This window comes from Glaciecola sp. KUL10 (assembly GCF_003203515.1).
Classification (GTDB): domain Bacteria; phylum Pseudomonadota; class Gammaproteobacteria; order Enterobacterales; family Alteromonadaceae; genus Glaciecola.
On sequence record NZ_BGNG01000012.1, the window covers coordinates 17,425 to 34,926 of the forward strand.

The following is a 17,502-nucleotide window of genomic DNA, read 5'->3' on the forward strand; positions in this document are numbered from 1 at the left end:
ATTCAAAATAATGAATTGATACAATATTGAATAACGCCTCGTGGCTCACCATGGTTGTGTTAGCAGCATCAAACTTGATAATGGACTCTTACTCAAGTCTACTTTTATTCCCCTTACTCATGGCATAAACATAACAGGGGGACAGCTAATTCTATATGAAACTGATACTAGTTCAGTCTTTTTCAATGCGTGCTCGAACTCTTACTTGAGAACTGTGTAAACAACATGTTAGTAGACTTCTGGGGTATGATGTAATTTTGCCATTGAACTAAATCTTTCGAGGTTATAAGGCTCCAACAGGTCAAGTGTAGAAATTAGCTGACAACCGATGGCTCTGGGACTGGTGTCGTTGCTCAGTGTTGCTAGTCTATCCACTTGGAACTAAAATTCTTCCGGGTAACGTTGATCGCTTACATATTTAATTTCCAGAGCGATTCAAGTACGTCGGTTGTTTGGGCTCGAATATTGTGGCTTATCGAAAATAGCTGAGTACTTCGGCTTTGCACAGTCTTGAAACAGATAACTCGGCGCCGTTTTTCAGTCTAACTGTATAATCTCCGCGCTTGCTGGTCATCAGTTCAGAAATTGCACTAAAACGCACTATTGAAGAGCGATGAATTCGAATAAAGTCTTGTTCATTCAGTTTTTCTTCCATTTTGGACATGCTTTCCCGATGCAATACCATTTGTCCGTTTTTCAAGAATATCTCGACATAGTTCCCACTTCCTGACAAATATTCAATGTCTTCAATACTAATTATGCGGATTTTGCCGACTTCTTTGATAGGAATTATCGCGTTCGTAGCTTTATTAATATGTTGATTTATGCTGTAAAGTGCACGCTTAATAGAACTAAGTTCCTTGCCTGACTGACCATGACCGAGACGGTTGTTTATCTTGGTAACAGAGTCAGAAAAGCGACTTTTTTTAAGAGGTTTGAGCATATAGTCTGTGGCCCCAAGATTAAAAGCATCAACGGCAAAGCCAGCATGTTCGGTAACAAAAACAATCACAGATTTACCTGAGAATATTTTTGCCAGTTCTATACCATTTATTTCAGGCATTACTATGTCCAGAAAAATGACATCAGGGTGTTCGCTAAAAAACATATCGACTGCTTTTGATGGTGAATCAGAAGTAATAACCTCGCAGTTAGGATAATACTCCTGAACTAGAGAGAGGAGGTTTTTCATAGCAAGTTGTTCGTTGTCTACAATTAAAATTTTCATTAATAAACCACTTTCAGACTAGAGCTTCTTGACTAATGTTTGTGAAGCACATACTGCCAACAAAACAGGATTCAAAAATACGATAAATAGATTTTTCATTTAGATCTTCTCTGAGAAACTGAAATGCAATATAAACAGCATACTGGAGAAAATATGTTTGGAATTTGTAATCTATTGTTAGCTTGCTCAGAAAAACCAACACAAAAAACAGTTAGCCCTGAAATGGTTTCTGGCACAATAAACACAAATCCAAAATTCACAAAAACACAAAGTTCTTCTCTAAAAATCCGAAACTACTGAAGTATCCACGAAGTAAAGACCAATCTTTTTAAGAAGCTTCTCTACGTGACCGGCCAATGCCGATCAGAAATAGAGTCAAAGACAGTCAGGGCCAGCCATCGTCCTCAACACAAGAAATTGATCTCAGCCCTTGTCCATTAGAATTGATCAGGCTATGGGCGCTTGATAAAGCATCAAAATCATGCAGTGCAATGTTGTACTGCTCAAATTTTAGTACCCATCTTTGATTGCGACATTTTGTCGACTGCGTATGTAAACAGATTCTGTGCTTTCATCAGTTGGGAAAAACGTGATTGGAATGGCCTCTCCATTAAGCACCGCCATAAACGTTGCGTCACCAACGGGAGTTAATCGACGTTCATAAGGTGTATTAGTCGCCTCAAATTCTGGGATAGTTAATACTAGATTACTTTCTTCTTTTGTCACAATGATGGTTAACTCTCCCGTAGAATAAGTGCCTTCATGTTTAGAGTACTGTTCTGGAAGACTTGCCAGCACAGGCTCTTCCATTGGACTTGGTACTGTACTGACAGCATTAAGTGCAGCTACCATAGACGACTTAAAATCATTGAATGCTCCGCTACTCATGAGTGAAACGGCAACATTTTGCTCCGGTAATATAAAGAATAAGCTTGTGTAAGAATTCGTGTTTCCTCCATGCTCCCATACTTTTATCGGATACCATTGTTCATTATGAATAAAGCCATCATCCACAAAAACACCGTATCCATAATGCTGAGGCAGTCCGGCAAATTCTTGATGCACGTGTGCTTTTGTTATTTCTGTTCGCAGAGTATCTTCCAAGATGTTTTCATTTCCGTTTAACAAAAACTCCGCCATCTTTAGTTGCTCAGATGGCGTAGACCAAGTTTCGGACCCTGCAGGATGACCTACAATGGTTATAGGAATTTGACTGATGTCACTTATATATGAATTGTTCCCATTTGGCTGTTCTTGATAACCTAGTGCGTAGTCTCCGTCTATAATTGCGCCAGAACGACCGATGGTTGTTCTTGGCATACCTAGTTTTTCGAATACGTTTTGTCGCATGTAATCAGCATAATCTTGATGCGTGAAGTCTTCTATCAAAGCACCAAGATAAGACCAATTAGGGTTGCTATAGTTAAAGAACAAATTTGGTGGATTCATTGGTGAGAATGCGTTTGGATAAATAGACAGCATTACATCCAACAATGGTTGGTCGATTTGAACCTCATTATCTCTTAATCCACTCTGGTGGGTTAACAAATGCCTAATTTCAATATTTTGCCAATCAAGTGCATGCTCACCGGGATATTGAATCTCAGGCATGGCACTAACAAGCTTATCATCCAATGAAATGAGACCCTGCTCAACTAATTGCAATGTCGCTACAGCAGTAAACATCTTAGTTGTTGAGCCTAATTGGAATAGGGTGTTCGGAGTTGCTGGAACGCCCTGCCCTTTAACTTTTTCCCCAAACGCTTCTGCAAATACAATCTCACCATCCTTGTAAATAGCTATTGATACTGCCGCAGCATTGTTATTGGTAAGGTCTTCCTGAATGACCTCACGCAACTGAGTAAAATCCGGAGTACTTGGAACAGGGTTTGGTACCGAATTATTCGAACTAGAGCCACCACAGCCACATAGCCCAATGACTAACATTAATGTTGTTGTAAACTTTTGCATCTATGTTTCCTCGATTTCATTAACGTATATAATTCTAATTTCGAGCCTTAACAGATACTGTTATGAAGTGTAGGAAAAGTGTTACCCAATTGTAAGAGTGAAGTCACACTTAGGATAGTCTCCCAAGAGAGTCCAGCATGGGCTCCTTCTAAAATCAGCATTTCAAAGAGATGCTGATCGTTTTGAACTGGAACTCCCCACTCTTCATCATGATACTTTGCATATAGCTTAGGATCAGAACCAAAGCATCGTGTTTTTTATCAATGGGTATTCCACTCTTAAAGTGTTTTCCCAGAGTGAAAGGTTAAAATTTGTAACTCTAATGATCATTTGGGCCACTTAGTGCGACCCACTCTTAAAATAATGTTTAAGAAGTTAAAACTTGGAGTTTATAGAGAATTTTAATTTGGACGTTTTTGAGTAACACTTATAGACTTACAAGTATCCATCATATGTTCTTGAGCCATTCCCGGATGCAAGAACGGACCTATCGAACTTATTTTAGCCCTTTCCGATTCGTCTGATGAGATGACTTGTTCAATCCAATTTATGTGAGCAGAAACTCTCGTGTATAGCTCTGTTACTCCATATTCTCCAGCGTATTTATCATCTGAACCAGTCCTAGAACTGACACCTAAAATAAAATAGTCCCCACCTTGTTTAATGTAAGCCGGACCACCACTATCACCATTTCCAGAAACTCCCTCATACTCTAAACCTGCATCACCTTTCTCAAATACAAACTGAAGGTCAGATTCATTTGAAGCAATGACTTTATTCTGCGCTTTGCGTAAAACACCATTATTTTCGACATTACTAACGGTTTGCCCAGTTAAACCAGTCCCTGTTCCACCACTACCAATGAACCAAACATCCTTGTTAGTTTCATCCGTGGCGCGATACAGTTGCGCAGGCTCAATAGTCGTGATTGGCTCTTTAAGCTTCACGAGTGACAAGTCGTTCTCTCCGCCAAATTCATAGGTGGGATAGTTATAAGTTGCTTGCACTTCGGCAAGTTGATTTCCGACCTTTATAGTTTGCCCTTGGTCCAAACAAAAAACAGCATGCGTTGCGGTCAAGATCCAGTCTGGCGCAATTAGTGTCCCATGAACTCCAATGTTGTAGAACGTTGCCAATGCTGGGAAATCTTGAAAATCCGCAATATAGTGTTTTTCTGGTTTGTCGTGCCTTATAACTATAGCGGATGCGTAACTGCTAAATAAGATGTTCGCTAGAATCCCTATTGAAACGTATTTTATGCCTTTTAATTGAGTCATGTGGTTTGTCCTTCGCATTTTTAAATGGCCTCCAAGAGTAATCAATCTCACACATCTTAACTGTAAGAAATTGAATGAAATTTGAAGCAAGTTGTAAGAAAAAAATTCAGTTTGAAAAAATTGACTTAGGATATTCAACGAATAGTACAGCCAACTTAGCACCCTATATTGACACTTAATGTGTTGCTTGAGTATCAATTGCTTTAGGTTTCATTAGAAAGTTTAGATATAACTCTGCAACCTGTTCGGCCTTGTCTAACATTGGAAGGTGGCCGCAGCCGTCCAAAATTTCAAGTTGTGAATTTGGTAATTCGTCATGTAGCACGCCTGCGCCACTCACATGAAATATTCTATCTTGTTTACACCACAAAATTAGCGACGGCATCTCAAGTTTTGATGCTAAATACTGTAAGCTATGCGCCTCAGTTAAATTATTCGCGGCATACCAAATCTGCATATTTTGACTAATCGTTGATAGTTCTTCAGACATCCACGTTTTTAAGATCGGTGATGGCATGTATGGCGTTACTGGAAATAACCAAGCATTTCTTTCAATGAATTCTTCTTCAGATTGGACTAACAACGGAATAACGCCATCTTCAATGGCTAATTCCATTTCGCTTTTGGTGCTACTTTTTACACCAAGAGGACTTCCTATAAACGCAATTGACTGCACCAAATCCGGGTTAGAAGTGGCGAGTAAACCTGCAACAGCGGCACCCATTGAATTTGCACCAACATGCGCTCTTTTAACATTCAATGATTTTAATACCTTGCTTAAATTATGTTTTTGGTGTGGTAAAAAGTAAGACTCAAAACCGAGTTGTTCATTATTGCCAAACCCTGGGAGGTCTAAAGCAATGACTCGATAGAAAGGCGTTAGTTGACGTGCTAAGTCAACCCAGTGCTCTTTTCTTGCAAAGATACCATGTAGCAGCACAATGGTTTCCGCATGCTCATCACTCCTTCCTCCTTCCAAATAATGAATTTTTCCTAAAGGCGTTTCTATCGTTTTTGAAGAAAGACCTGCGAGCGAATTATTCACAGATAGCAAGAGCTTACTCATAAGCTGTGGACGCTCGAACCATGTAAAAACCAATAAAATTAATAGGCAAACAAAAACAGTAATCCGTGTCATATCTATTCTCCTCAAACGTTAATAAGGTAGCTCACTACGCTCACAATGAGACAACAAATGGCCATGGCGAGTACGGTGAGGTTGTCTTTTACAGACTTATTTCTTATGACTTCTTTCATTGCAATATCCTCATAATGATTTGTTCTTTCAGAGGTCTTTTACTCGAAGGCAACTCATGCTTACGAGTCGCTTCCCAACTGGTTTAGCAAGAAATAGTTTATTGCAAATTGGAGAATAATTTTGTTTTAAAATGTTATCATTTTGTAAGATGAGAATAATTCATCGCGTTGCGAAAGAGGCAATTAAACATTAACTAAAAATGATTATGGGGAGGATTCAAAGCCGATAATCCAGCACAATTTTTAAAGAATTTTCGAAAAGCAAACGATACATATATACGTTAGGTCCAACGTCGAACAACAGGAAGCTTAAGAACATGTATAAATTATTAGTTACTATAACAGGCTTTGCGCTAACTACGGGATGCACATCCACTGGGACGATTCAAGGGGTCAGTGGAAATAACACAGTACAGTTCGAGTATGAACAAACCTTGTTCGAACACCAGGGTTTACTCAAGGTGACTATGCCTTCTGGTGAGCGTTTTACTGGAAAGTATGTTCAAGGCTCAACGACATCCTCTGGCACCGATTGGGAGCTTGGTGAATCCAGTGATGAGTCTATCATTTTGAGAGATTCAACAACCATTTCATCCAAAGCTGAGGCAGTTCTTATCGGTGATAAAGGCTCTACAATGAGTTGCTGGTTAACCTTGTCTGCGCCTGAAGTCGGTTTAGATGGTGGCGGTATTGGAAAATGTAAAACGTCTACAAACAAAAAGGTTTCATTTACATTTTAAATTTTCTAATCGAGCAAAATGTCAAAGCAGTTATGCTTCAAATCAAACAGAGTATGATTTGAAAAAAAAATCGGCAAGACTGCCTTTGCATGCCTTACCGATAGAAATCATGAGCTGATGTGATTTTACGCCGTTATACACGTGGAGCGTGAAAGTACTTTTCGCACGATGTATTCGTCACAATTCATTGTGGGGCAGTGGTTTCAAATCGTAAGCGAGCGTCCGTCAATGAACAATCATGTGCTGGCTCACTTTGATCGACCATGTATCCAAAACCAAGCGCAGTAATTGCAGCATCCATCGCAACATTTCTTTGCGAGTTAGAATCCACGAGCTCAAAAGTAGTCGCTTCAATATCAACAGGAATGCCTACCGCTTCAAACATTTGGCCTGTGTGATCGAAGGTTATCATGTTAGACAAGCCCAACCGAACATCGTTATTAGGAAGCTTTTTATCCAAGACTGCAGATAAAATTCCATTAGATTTCTCACCAATAAAGCAAACTGGGTGGTTGAGTGCACGCATCGACAAAAGGAAGTGTTCGGCAGCACTATAGGTGTTTGGTCCGGCAATTGTTGCGACAGGGCGAGCAAAGGAAACGCGCTCTGTCGGTTCCATCTCACGCTCTATTCGTTGGCTGACCTCTGGAGAATTTGAGTAATCATAACCAGTTGCTTGATAAGAGGTAACCGTAACCTTTTCTTGAGAAAAGCGATTCGCTATGGCGTCGGCAACCGCCAAATCACCTCCTCCGTTTATCATGACATTTATAATTAAAGCCTCAGTATGCGCTAGATCAGTAAGGATTCTGTCCATCAAATCTTCACTTGCCGAAAGATCATCCTCTTCGGAAGTATCTGAAATACCTCCCATACTCAGAACTTCAATGTACCCGATTACACCATTTCCGATAGTAGCCCATTGAAATGTGTCTTGATTTTCTCCACCCGCCATCTTAAAGCTATCATCATCAAAATAACTCTTTTTAATCTCAAACATTCTTTGAAGCTGTGCACTTATATAACTATTAAAATCGCTTATCTCAGATTGATTTGTAAAACCATCCTGAAGAATTCCATCAATTGTGCCCTCTAAACTAGCGGGTGAGAACTCAAATCCATTGCTTGCGCTAAGCGTAACGTGTCCATCATCTAATCCGTGTAATAAGTTAATAATTATCTCAAGCAACTCGTCATCACTTGTTTGATCATTAACCAATTCTCGAGCAGTGGTTGTGCGTTGTTCCCAATCGAAAATCCCGCGTGCTTCAAAAAACGGATAATAGTCATTGAAATTATGGATGATGTGCTCAAGCGTCTGCACTGGTCCGTTTTCGGTTATCAATCTATCGTCTTTGCACGAGGGGGGGATTTCACTTCTTTTTGAAAATACAAGCTTTCCTTTATCTTCTGTCGCCTCAAACTCGTCTTCTTTCAATTCTTCAACGGTTATCAAACTAGCGAGACTCTCTTGAGTCGTTGTTTGCGCTACCAAACATGTTTCTCGCGTGTAGTCATACACCTCTATATTGTCACCAGCAACATTTAATGCGCGACCGAAACCTATTTGAACCCAAGCACCGTCAGGTATTGGTGTAAAAGATGGATTATCTGAAGGCGGGGGGCTAACAGGTAAAGGAGGAGTCGATGTGCTACCACTCCCTCCGCAACCAACCAAAAATAGTGCTGAAAGACCGAGTGCCCCAGCTATTAACGTGCGATTAAATCTAAACATTGTACTACCTATATCAATCAAAATATGTGAATAGGCAGTTTAATGATTTACACTCGGTAAACTGTTAGAAAGTATCTAATAATTGTAAAAAGGTGAACCAACATTTTACAAATATCTGACTATTTTAAGGTCATCAATGTTGCTTACTTCCCTTGTTGTTAATCAGGTTCGGGGGAACCGCCAATAGATAAATTCTCCATTTTCAAAAACTCAACCATACTTGGACCACTTATAACTTTCCTGACTCGTTTTACGAATTTAGAGTTTTGGAATAATTGTTTTTCTTAAGCTTCAAACGCAAAGCCTAGTATTCCAAAACTCTATCGTTGGTAACGCGTATATGATTCATTCCTGAATAACAGTTTACGTAAACACTAAAATGAAATGGCAACTAGTTATGCTAGCAACACCAAAAAGACCGGCGATTTCTTGAGTTATATCTTCCAGCACCATAACCTTAATTTCTTATAAAACGAAAAGGTTAAATCTGTTTATTCTTCAAATATCAAACTTGACTTAGATTCACGGGATGAGACGATAAGATTATTAGCAATTTGAGGGAAACACACGATGTCTTTACTCAGAGCCATACTCAAAAAGTATTTGAACACTATTAATGCGTTGATATTAAGCCTATCTCTATTCGTTAGTTTAGCTGGCGCACAAGAAAAGACTAACAAAGCAAATCAAAAGACATTCAATGTGATGGCTCCCTTAGATCTTAAAACACCTGACCAATGGCAACAGTTTGACGAATATCTAAAGGTCGCTAAGTCTATGGGCATCGACGGCGTCTCAGTCGATATTTGGTGGGGTAAAGTTGAGGCCAAAGATGATCAAATATTTGATTGGCAATATTACGATAGAATTTTATCACTTTTGAACAAACACAAGCTTCAGTGGATCCCCATCATGTCTTTTCATCAGTGCGGCGGAAACGTGGGAGATAATTGCAATATTCCGATTCCATCATGGATTTGGAACTCAATTAAAGGCGCATCAGCTAAAGATTTAAAATTTAAAAGCGAGCAAGGTAATTATTCATCCGAGACGCTATCATTCTGGCAAACGCCCGAAGTAAAAAATAAGATTTATCAGCAATACAAAGAGTTCATGCAAGCATTTCAATCAAAATATGCTGATTACGCTAACAAGATCCAAGAGCTTAATATTTCGATGGGGCCAGCTGGTGAACTTCGTTATCCTTCTTATAATAGCCATGATATTGGTTCGGGTTATCCGACTAGAGGAGCCATACAAGGATTTAACGCACTGGCATTAAACGATTTTCGTATGTTTTTACTAGATAAATATGAACATATCGAAGCCTTAAACGATAGTTGGAACAGCACTTATTCAAACTTTGAACAAATAAACATATCCGTTGATTTCGAAAAAGTTTTTTCCAACAAGGCCCACCTTAAAACCGGCAAAGCTCGCGATTATCTAACTTGGTATCATCAGTCTTTAGTGAAACACGGTGAAGCGATGCTCAATACCGCACACGATAGTTTCGACGGGGCATTCTTAGCGATTCCCATCGCATATAAAATTCCTGGAATACATTGGCTAATCGCGAAAAAAGATGGTTATGCTCGTTCAGCAGAAATAGCTGCTGGCTTGATCCCACCTTCACATTATGACGCTGCAAACGTTAATGGTTACTACAATATTTTAAGTCTTGCTAAGAATTTTGAAGCTTTAAATACTCGAGAAGTCATCGTTCATTTTACAGCCTTAGAAATGAGTGACACCCCACAAGCACCTGCTTTTAGTAAAGCAAAAACATTGGTCAAATGGATTGGCGAGGGCGCTTACAAATTAAATATCAAGGTCAAAGGCGAAAACGCTTTAGCCTATGGCGTGCATACCACTTTAGGTTGGCAAAATATTAATCACGCGCTCGTAAACAATCACTATCTAGGGCTAACAGTTCTGCGAATCGGCGACGTCGCTGATCAATCAAAAATAGGCTTTGAAGAATATAAAAAGCTCATAAAGTAAAATAAACTTTACTTTATGACTAGTGTGCATTACCATTCAAAAAAGTAAAGCAAACTTAACATAAAGAAAAGGTAACCATACTATGAGCAATACTAATATTCACCAGCGAATGAGCCGCTCAAATTTAGGCAATGCAATTTGGAGCAGTGCATGGATGATCTCACTTGCCCTTTTGGTGTTTGCGCCCAAGTTTTTGTGGGATTTTAATCTGCCACTGACAATTTGCGCATTGGGTTTGAATTTATTTACAGCCTATAAAATGATCGTAGCGAACAAAAAGTTACTTGATGCAATGGATGAGCTACAAAGAAAAATTCATCTAAATGCAATGGCAATAACGCTAGGTATCACAGTCGTTTACGCCGCGATATTCGGCATATTAGATGATATTAAACTACTGCCGTTTGAGTTGGATAATGCAAGCATCCTATTTGTTATGGGGCCTACCTATCTGCTTTGTGTGATTTTAGGAACAAAGAGGTACTCATGAAGAATAAGTTTAAAGTACTGCGCGCTGAGCGCGATTGGACACAAGCCGACTTAGCGGCTGCCTTGGATGTCACACGCCAGACAATCAATGCGATCGAGAAAGGAAAATTTGACCCCAGTTTACCGCTTGCATTTAAAGCTGCGAAGCTTTTTAACATGCCAATAGAGGAAATCTTTGATGGCTCAAGCTGCTAGAAACAAATAGCTATTTTAAGCGAAGCACCAATGTTTCAGAAATCTTATCTTGAATCGCCTGCCTATTTGGGTCCCAATACAGTTGTAAAAACCCAGATAGGCCAGTCGCCAGGCCTGCGCCATAACCACCATAACGACCAAAACTCTCCCAAAGGTTTGGCACGCGACCGTCTAACCTGACCACTTGAATTCCCAAAAGGCGTTTACCAATCGTTTGTCCGTTGAACCACGCTGTTAAGACACTAAAATACAATGCTGCCCACCCTAAGCCCAAACCAAAATCAGTGATTAACTCCGTAAAAAATTCAAAGATACTCTGCGATTTATTTTCATCGTGTTTTGTTTCTGCGTATCCTGCCTCAGTGATTGCTTTTTGCATTTCATCTAAAGCTTCACTTCGGATTTCATCAGCCTGTGCTGTGTCAATCAAGACTTGCTCTGTACTGTTTGACTCGCTTTTTTCAACTACACCAGATTCATAAAGAACACTGTACTTATCGCGTAACTCGGATATTTGAGCCTCTGCCAGCTGACTTTTTGCAAGTAGCTTATCTAATGCTTTGATTTTTTCACCGGTATCAAGCTCACTGCCTGAATAATACTCAAAATGAGATGCTAAAAGCGTTTCAACACACTCAAGCTCGCCCTCACATTGTTGAATTGAAAAAGAATGGGCAGTATCTACTATAGTGGTTTCAGAGAACTTTCCATCCAAAAGTAAATTATCGGCCTCATCGTTGTAGCCACTAATAAAGGCATATACTACTAGAAATAGCATTAACGCCCCTAGCCCCCTAAGCATGACTAAAAAAGCTTTGCCGACTCCATTTTGCTGTGAATGTCTACCCGCACGAAAAAAGATAATCGATACAAACGCAGCGAACAGCAATGCACTTGTAGTACTTATTAATGCTATCAACACAAAGTCGATTAAAATTGCCAATGCCCTTCGTTTGGGGCTAGCGAGAGGTCTACCTAACAGCGTGTTTGAAACGGTGAATGCATAGGGCGTGACTATCTTTCGTGTTTCGGTGCCGTTAAGCGCTGATTCGGACTTTACTTTACCGTTCGCTTCATCTTGTTTACTTTCTTCGAAGACCGTCATATCCCGATGAGTTCCTTGTAATTCATGACTTTAGTGGTGTTGACCAACAAAAATACTGCATTAATAGTAGCGATAAGTCAAAATCGGGCTTTACCTACGATTCTGCCTAATCTATTCTACAAAAACTCAAAAATAAAAAGGTGCTGTGGTCAATCAACGAATTCTCGTTCTTTGGCGATACTCAGGCATCAAGCGACACCAACATTACAACAAGGAATCCTATGTCTATAGAAATTAGTTTGACGCTGAGTGACAGCGATTTGGCCCACTTTAAAGAGCTTATGAATGCGGCAATAGAGAAAGCAAAAGCGCTACCTGAAGCTGAAGTCATCGAAAAAGCTAATGAGTTGTGTAGTGAAATGGAAAGTGCCGATGTACCAGACTTTGTCTCTGCCCGCATGGCGTCACTGAAAAAACTAATCAGCGCGATCGGTGATGAAGAATGGCAAACACCTGCAGATGAGCGCACTGAAATTGTTACTTCACTCGCTTATTTTTGCGAACCTCACGATCTAGTACCCGATAACATCCCAGGATTAGGCTATCTTGATGATGCAATAATGATCGAACTCGTTCTGCAAGACCTATCATTAGACTTAGAAGCTTATGAGTCGTTTTGTAGCTTCCGAAGCGCAGAAGAAAAAAGGCGCGGTGCCGAAGCAAATGTTGATAGAGAGTCATGGCTTGAATCCGAACGAACAGAGCTTCGTTCCAACTTAAGACGCAGAAAGTCTGGGGGCAGAAGACGCTTGTTTTCGAGATAAGCCGCTCACGTATTAAAGCAGTCAGCAAACTTAGTAAAACGGTGTCCAACGCGATACCGTTTTTTTTGCGTTTCTTTTGCGTTTCTTTTGCGTATTGGTAGATGAATATTGGCTTTTTGGGTGATCACTTACCCTCTTTTGATATTCAGAACTACAAAATATCTTGCTTGTAAATAGCAAAGTACGCACTAGCACTAATAAAAAAGTTGTTTTTTTTACAAAATTCAGATACAAAACGTCTTTGCAAGCCAACAAAACTCAAACCTTTGAGTTATCAACCTTGCAAATGTGTCGATAATAAATAAATCGTTACATTTGTCACATACATTAGTCACATCTCGCGCGTAACATTGAGCCATCTAACTTGAGGAAGTTACACTATGAAAAGTAAATTAATTAAAGGATCAGTATTCGCACTTATTATTATTGTTGGTTTTGGCTTGAAAGCAGCAATTGAAAGCGCGGAGGTAGAAGCGGAAGAAAAAGAAGCCGTCGACACTCGCCCCACAGTGAGCGTCGAATCTTTGATTCCAATTAGCCACGACGTTCAAATTACAAGCTTTGGCGAAGTGATGCCGCTTGAAGAGACTGAGCTCGCTGCTCAAGTGTCGGGAATGGTAACAAATTGGAATACCAACTTTGTCGCTGGTGGGCTGGTTGAGCGCGGCGAAGTTTTGTTTGAAATTGAAAAGGATCGCTATGAAGCTGCCGTTCTTCAAGCTGAAGCACAAGTATCGCTTGCAGAAGCTAGCCTAATCGAAGAGCTAGCCCGCCAAAAAGTTGCCAAAAGAGAGTCACGTAACTTACCTCAAAATCAAGTAAGTGACCTTTATTTACGAAAGCCTCAGGTATTAAGTGCACAGGCACAGCTTAAATCCGCACAAGCGTCATTGCGCATGGCCAAAAAAGACTTAGATAACACACAAGTCAAAGCTCCCTACGATGCTTTAGTCGTATCTCGAAATATTGGCTCAGGTACGTTTGTTAACGTTGGTATGCAAGTCGCAAAATTAAACAACATAGAGAGCGCTGAAATCATCTTTCCTGTTGCGGGTTTTGATAGCCCATTTCTTCCTCAAGATATCGACAACAATCCGGCTGTTGTAACTACACGCGGACAGGTTGAAACTCAGCGTAAAGCGTATTTACAACGTGATTTGGGAATCGTTGATGAAAATACGCGCATGAGTCATTTAGTTGTACGTGTTGATGACCCATATAGCTTAAACAGCGAAGAACCTGCACTTAAGTTTGGTTCTTACGTTGAAGTCACATTTGTCGGAAAGCGTCTAGAAAATGTATTTAAAGTACCTCAATCATTAGTTAACAAACGTAAAATCTGGTTAGTGGATGCTGAGGACAAACTTGTGGCACATCACGTCGAGGTCATTCGAGAAGAAGGCGAGCATTTCTTTATTTCCAGTGGTGTTGAGGCTGAGGATCGCATGGTTAAAACACTGCCTGAATATCCACAAAATGGAATGCCTGTGAAAATTATGGATGCACCTGTTTCACTTGCCGCTCGCGCTTACTAGAGGACTGAGTCATGACAAAAATTACTGAATCACCGACACCAGATCCGACAGCAAAAGAAACAGGCCTCATTGCGTTTTTTGCTAATAACTCGGTAGCCGCTAATTTATTGATGTTTTTCATCATTGTGATGGGCGCTGTCAGTTATGCCACTATTCAGCGTCAAATGTTTCCGAACATCGAAATTAATTACATCAATGCATACGTCAACTATCCTGGTGCCTCACCAAAAGAGATTGAAGAAAACATTGTTGTAAAAATAGAAGAGCAAATAAAAGACATCACAGAGATAAAAAAGACAGTTGGGCGCTCTTGGCGCGGCGGCGGTCGAATCACAATGGAAATTTATCCTGATGAACCGTTAAATGATGTGCTTGACAAAGTTAAGTCTCGCATAGACAGCATAGCTACATTCCCTGCATCGATGGAGCCTGTTACCGTTGCTCAAATTGAGTTTAGACAAGATGTATTAGAAATGTCTTTGGTTGGTGACTTGCCTCTAGAGGAATTAAAGCCGATTGCAAAACAAGTTGAAGATGAAATCCTTCAATTAAGCAACGTCCAGTTATTTAACTTAAATTCACCAGACGATGAAATTGCAATCGAAATTAACCCTGAAATGCTGAGAAAATATGATCTCACTATTAATGACATTTCTAATGCGGTGCGTCGCTACTCTGCTAATTTCTCTGCGGGTCAAATTCGCACAGAATCAGGCACGATTGCCGTTCGTGTTGAAAATCAATTTTATAGTGGTGAGGAATTTAGAAACATCCCTGTTAAAATAGGCGGTGCTGGTTCGCGTGTATTACTGAAAGATGTAGCCACAATCAAAGACGGCTTCACAGAAGGTGAGCGCTACTTCAAATACAACGGTAAAAACGCGATGTATATGAGCGTTAAAGCCACAAGCTCACAAAATATGATTCCCGTAGCCGATTCAGTAAAAGCTTACATTGAAAAGAAAAACAAAGAATTACCTCAAGGTCTAGAGCTTAAAGTGTTGGTAGACATGACCTACTACCTCAACGGTCGTCTCGATATGATGCTTAAAAATCTAACTCAAGGAGCGGTGCTTGTCTTCTTGATGCTAGCGCTATTCTTGCGTTTTAAACTAGCGTTTTGGGTCATGATAGGTTTACCGATTTGTTTCCTTGGTGCAATGATGTTGATGCCAGTATTTGGGGTCACCATCAATATATTATCGCTTTTTGCATTTATCATGGTACTGGGGATCGTAGTAGATGATGCGATAGTCATTGGTGAATCAGCCTACACCGAGGTCGAGAAGCATGGCGGTGGCGTTGAAAACGTTGTTAGAGGCGCTAAAAAAGTTGCGACACCGGCCACATTTGGCGTACTTACTACCATTGCTGTTTTTGCGCCGTTTACCATGGCCAGCGGACCTCAGGGAGACTTTTTCTTTAACATTGCCGCAGTAGTAATAATGTGTTTGGTTTTTAGCTTAATCGAATCAAAGCTAATACTACCCGCTCATATTGCCAATACTAAATTTGCTCCTGTTAAGGAAAATAGTTTTAGAGATAGATTTAATAAAGCTTACTTTGGCTTTATTCATGGCCCATATAAGCGCTTTGTTACCAAATGTACTGAATGGCGTTGGCCCGTATTAGGTGTTTTTGTTCTTTTATTTTGCGTGTCTTTAGGTTTAATTGGCGGCAATCACGTGCGCGTTGTCCCTGACCCTAAAGTGCCTCATGATTTCCCGAGTGTTCGCATTGAAATGTCAGAAACAGTTTCAGATGAAACAACCATCAATGCACTTCAAACAATTGAAAGCGTCATCATGCAAATTGATGAAGATATCGAAAAAGAGTTCGGCCATAAAATGGTACAAGATATCCTAGTCTTCAATAATGGTCGCACAGAAGGCGAAATCTTAGCACCGCTAGTAGCTGAAGAGCTGCGTGTTATGGACACATTCGAACTAGCTCGCCGCTGGAGAGAAGCGATTCCAAATATCGCGGGTATGAAGTCATTTAGAGTTGTAGATGACGTAAATGGCGGTGGTGATGGTGGTGAGTTTGGTTATTTATTGTTTGGCTCAGATATCGCAACTTTGAACGAAGCAGGAAGATATTTAATATCTCTTCTACAAGATGAAAACGGCGCGTTTGATGTCAGCTCCACCATTGACCCAGAGAGCAAAGAAGTGCAAATGGCACTAAAACCAGTTGCATATGATTTGGGGCTAGACCTCACAACCATCGCGAGTCAAGTAGGTGCAAGCTTTTACGGTGGTGAGGCGCAACGTATCTTAAGAGACGGTGAGGAAGTTCGCGTAATGGTCAGGTACCCACAACTGACTCGTGAACGTTTCGCTGAACTAAAATATACCGTTATCACAACACCTACCGGTCAGGAAGTTATGCTGGGAGATGTAGTAGAGTTGTCTGAAGAACCAGGTATTAGTTATATTCGCAGAGAAGGCGGCTACAGAAGTGTCTACGTTTGGGGTTCGATTGATGAGCAACTGATTGAGCCAAGCGAATTGCGTAAGAACATAGATGAAAATTTACTGCCTAAGATGAAAGAGCTATTCCCAACTGTCAAAACTGAGCTTGGCGGCGGAATAAAAGAGCAAGAAGCTCAACAAAATGAGCAAATGATGTTCTTTATAGCAGGTATGGTTATGGTGTACATTTTATTGGCCGTCCCCTTAAAAAGCTATGCTCAGCCATTAATTATCATGTCAGTTATCCCCTTTAGCTTCACGGGTGCTGTTTTTGGACATTTTGCCTTTGACATGGATCTCAGTATGTTTTCAACATTTGGATTGATTGCAGCGGCAGGGGTGGTCATCAACGATAGCTTGGTCATGACAGATTTTGTGAACCAACGACGAGCGCAAGGTTTAAGCGTCAGAGACTCAGTGATTGAAGCAGGCTGCGCAAGATTTAGAGCGATTACCCTGACATCAATCACAACGTTTGCGGGTGTTTTACCAATCATGTTTGAAACTAGTCTTCAGGCTGCATTTGTTATCCCCATGGCCGTTGCATTAGGCTTTGCCGTCTTATATGCAACATTAGTGACATTAATTCTGGTGCCTTGCTTGTACATGATTTTGCAAGACTTTAGCAGACCGTTCTCAGCTATAAAGAATGCGGTAGTCAGTCGTTATCGTTTGCGTAAAGCAAAGGCAATTGAAGCGAAATCACAAGCTTAAAACCTATTACTTGC

The 17,502-nt window shown here is 40.4% G+C and carries 13 protein-coding genes and 1 pseudogene; 7 read left to right on the forward strand and 7 right to left on the reverse strand.

Annotation, left to right across the window (positions count from 1 at the left end):
• Positions 1 to 472: 472 nt before the first annotated feature.
• From KUL10_RS16140 to KUL10_RS16160, 5 genes and pseudogenes are all read right to left on the reverse strand, one after another.
• Entirely contained in the window at positions 473 to 1,228 is a 756-nt protein-coding gene (locus KUL10_RS16140; protein WP_110429987.1) for a LytTR family DNA-binding domain-containing protein, read from the reverse strand.
• Positions 1,229 to 1,738: 510 nt separating this feature from the next.
• The gene (locus KUL10_RS16145) at positions 1,739 to 3,199 is read right to left on the reverse strand and encodes a serine hydrolase (RefSeq protein ID WP_110429988.1); all 1,461 of its coding nucleotides are present in this window, start codon (positions 3,197 to 3,199) and stop codon (positions 1,739 to 1,741) included.
• A 110-nt stretch (positions 3,200 to 3,309) separates the two neighbouring features.
• Positions 3,310 to 3,426 (reverse strand): annotated as a pseudogene (locus tag KUL10_RS16150) (DNA-3-methyladenine glycosylase I); the annotation flags it as partial.
• 174 nt (positions 3,427 to 3,600) lie between these two features.
• Positions 3,601 to 4,476: a trypsin-like serine protease gene (locus KUL10_RS16155; RefSeq protein WP_110429989.1), complete on the reverse strand. Its 876-nt coding sequence runs from the start codon at positions 4,474 to 4,476 to the stop codon at positions 3,601 to 3,603.
• Between the two features lie 175 nt (positions 4,477 to 4,651).
• Positions 4,652 to 5,614 (reverse strand): alpha/beta fold hydrolase, encoded by a 963-nt coding sequence (locus KUL10_RS16160; protein WP_110429990.1) that lies wholly within the window; start codon positions 5,612 to 5,614, stop codon positions 4,652 to 4,654.
• 436 nt (positions 5,615 to 6,050) lie between these two features.
• On the opposite strand from KUL10_RS16160, the gene KUL10_RS16165 reads away from it, so the two are divergent.
• On the forward strand, positions 6,051 to 6,473 hold the full coding sequence (locus KUL10_RS16165; protein WP_110429991.1) for a hypothetical protein: 423 nt from the start codon (positions 6,051 to 6,053) through the stop codon (positions 6,471 to 6,473).
• 184 nt (positions 6,474 to 6,657) lie between these two features.
• On the opposite strand, the gene KUL10_RS16170 is transcribed toward KUL10_RS16165, so the two are convergent.
• Complete coding sequence (locus KUL10_RS16170; RefSeq protein WP_110429992.1) at positions 6,658 to 8,208, reverse strand: S41 family peptidase; 1,551 nt, start codon at positions 8,206 to 8,208, stop codon at positions 6,658 to 6,660.
• 570 nt (positions 8,209 to 8,778) lie between these two features.
• On the opposite strand from KUL10_RS16170, the gene KUL10_RS16175 reads away from it, so the two are divergent.
• The 3 genes from KUL10_RS16175 (at position 8,779) to KUL10_RS16185 (ending at position 10,896) form a co-directional block, all read left to right on the forward strand.
• On the forward strand, positions 8,779 to 10,212 hold the full coding sequence (locus KUL10_RS16175) for a family 14 glycosylhydrolase (protein WP_110429993.1): 1,434 nt from the start codon (positions 8,779 to 8,781) through the stop codon (positions 10,210 to 10,212).
• 82 nt (positions 10,213 to 10,294) lie between these two features.
• Entirely contained in the window at positions 10,295 to 10,702 is a 408-nt protein-coding gene (locus KUL10_RS16180) for a hypothetical protein (protein WP_110429994.1), read from the forward strand.
• Entirely contained in the window at positions 10,699 to 10,896 is a 198-nt protein-coding gene (locus KUL10_RS16185) for a helix-turn-helix transcriptional regulator (RefSeq protein WP_110429995.1), read from the forward strand. Before KUL10_RS16180 ends, KUL10_RS16185 begins: the two co-directional genes overlap by 4 nt.
• 10 nt (positions 10,897 to 10,906) lie before the next feature.
• Here KUL10_RS16185 and KUL10_RS18895 read toward each other — a convergent pair whose 3' ends face one another.
• Positions 10,907 to 12,001: an RDD family protein gene (locus tag KUL10_RS18895; protein ID WP_233499865.1), complete on the reverse strand. Its 1,095-nt coding sequence runs from the start codon at positions 11,999 to 12,001 to the stop codon at positions 10,907 to 10,909.
• A 221-nt stretch (positions 12,002 to 12,222) separates the two neighbouring features.
• On the opposite strand from KUL10_RS18895, the gene KUL10_RS16195 reads away from it, so the two are divergent.
• The 3 genes from KUL10_RS16195 to KUL10_RS16205 all read left to right on the forward strand — a co-directional run bounded on the left by KUL10_RS16195 (position 12,223) and on the right by KUL10_RS16205 (position 17,488).
• On the forward strand, positions 12,223 to 12,765 hold the full coding sequence (locus KUL10_RS16195; protein ID WP_110429996.1) for a YkvA family protein: 543 nt from the start codon (positions 12,223 to 12,225) through the stop codon (positions 12,763 to 12,765).
• A 380-nt stretch (positions 12,766 to 13,145) separates the two neighbouring features.
• Positions 13,146 to 14,300: an efflux RND transporter periplasmic adaptor subunit gene (locus tag KUL10_RS16200; RefSeq protein WP_110429997.1), complete on the forward strand. Its 1,155-nt coding sequence runs from the start codon at positions 13,146 to 13,148 to the stop codon at positions 14,298 to 14,300.
• A gap of 11 nt (positions 14,301 to 14,311) precedes the next feature.
• Positions 14,312 to 17,488, forward strand: a complete 3,177-nt coding sequence (locus KUL10_RS16205; RefSeq protein WP_110429998.1) for an efflux RND transporter permease subunit — start codon at positions 14,312 to 14,314, stop codon at positions 17,486 to 17,488.
• Positions 17,489 to 17,502: the final 14 nt, after the last annotated feature.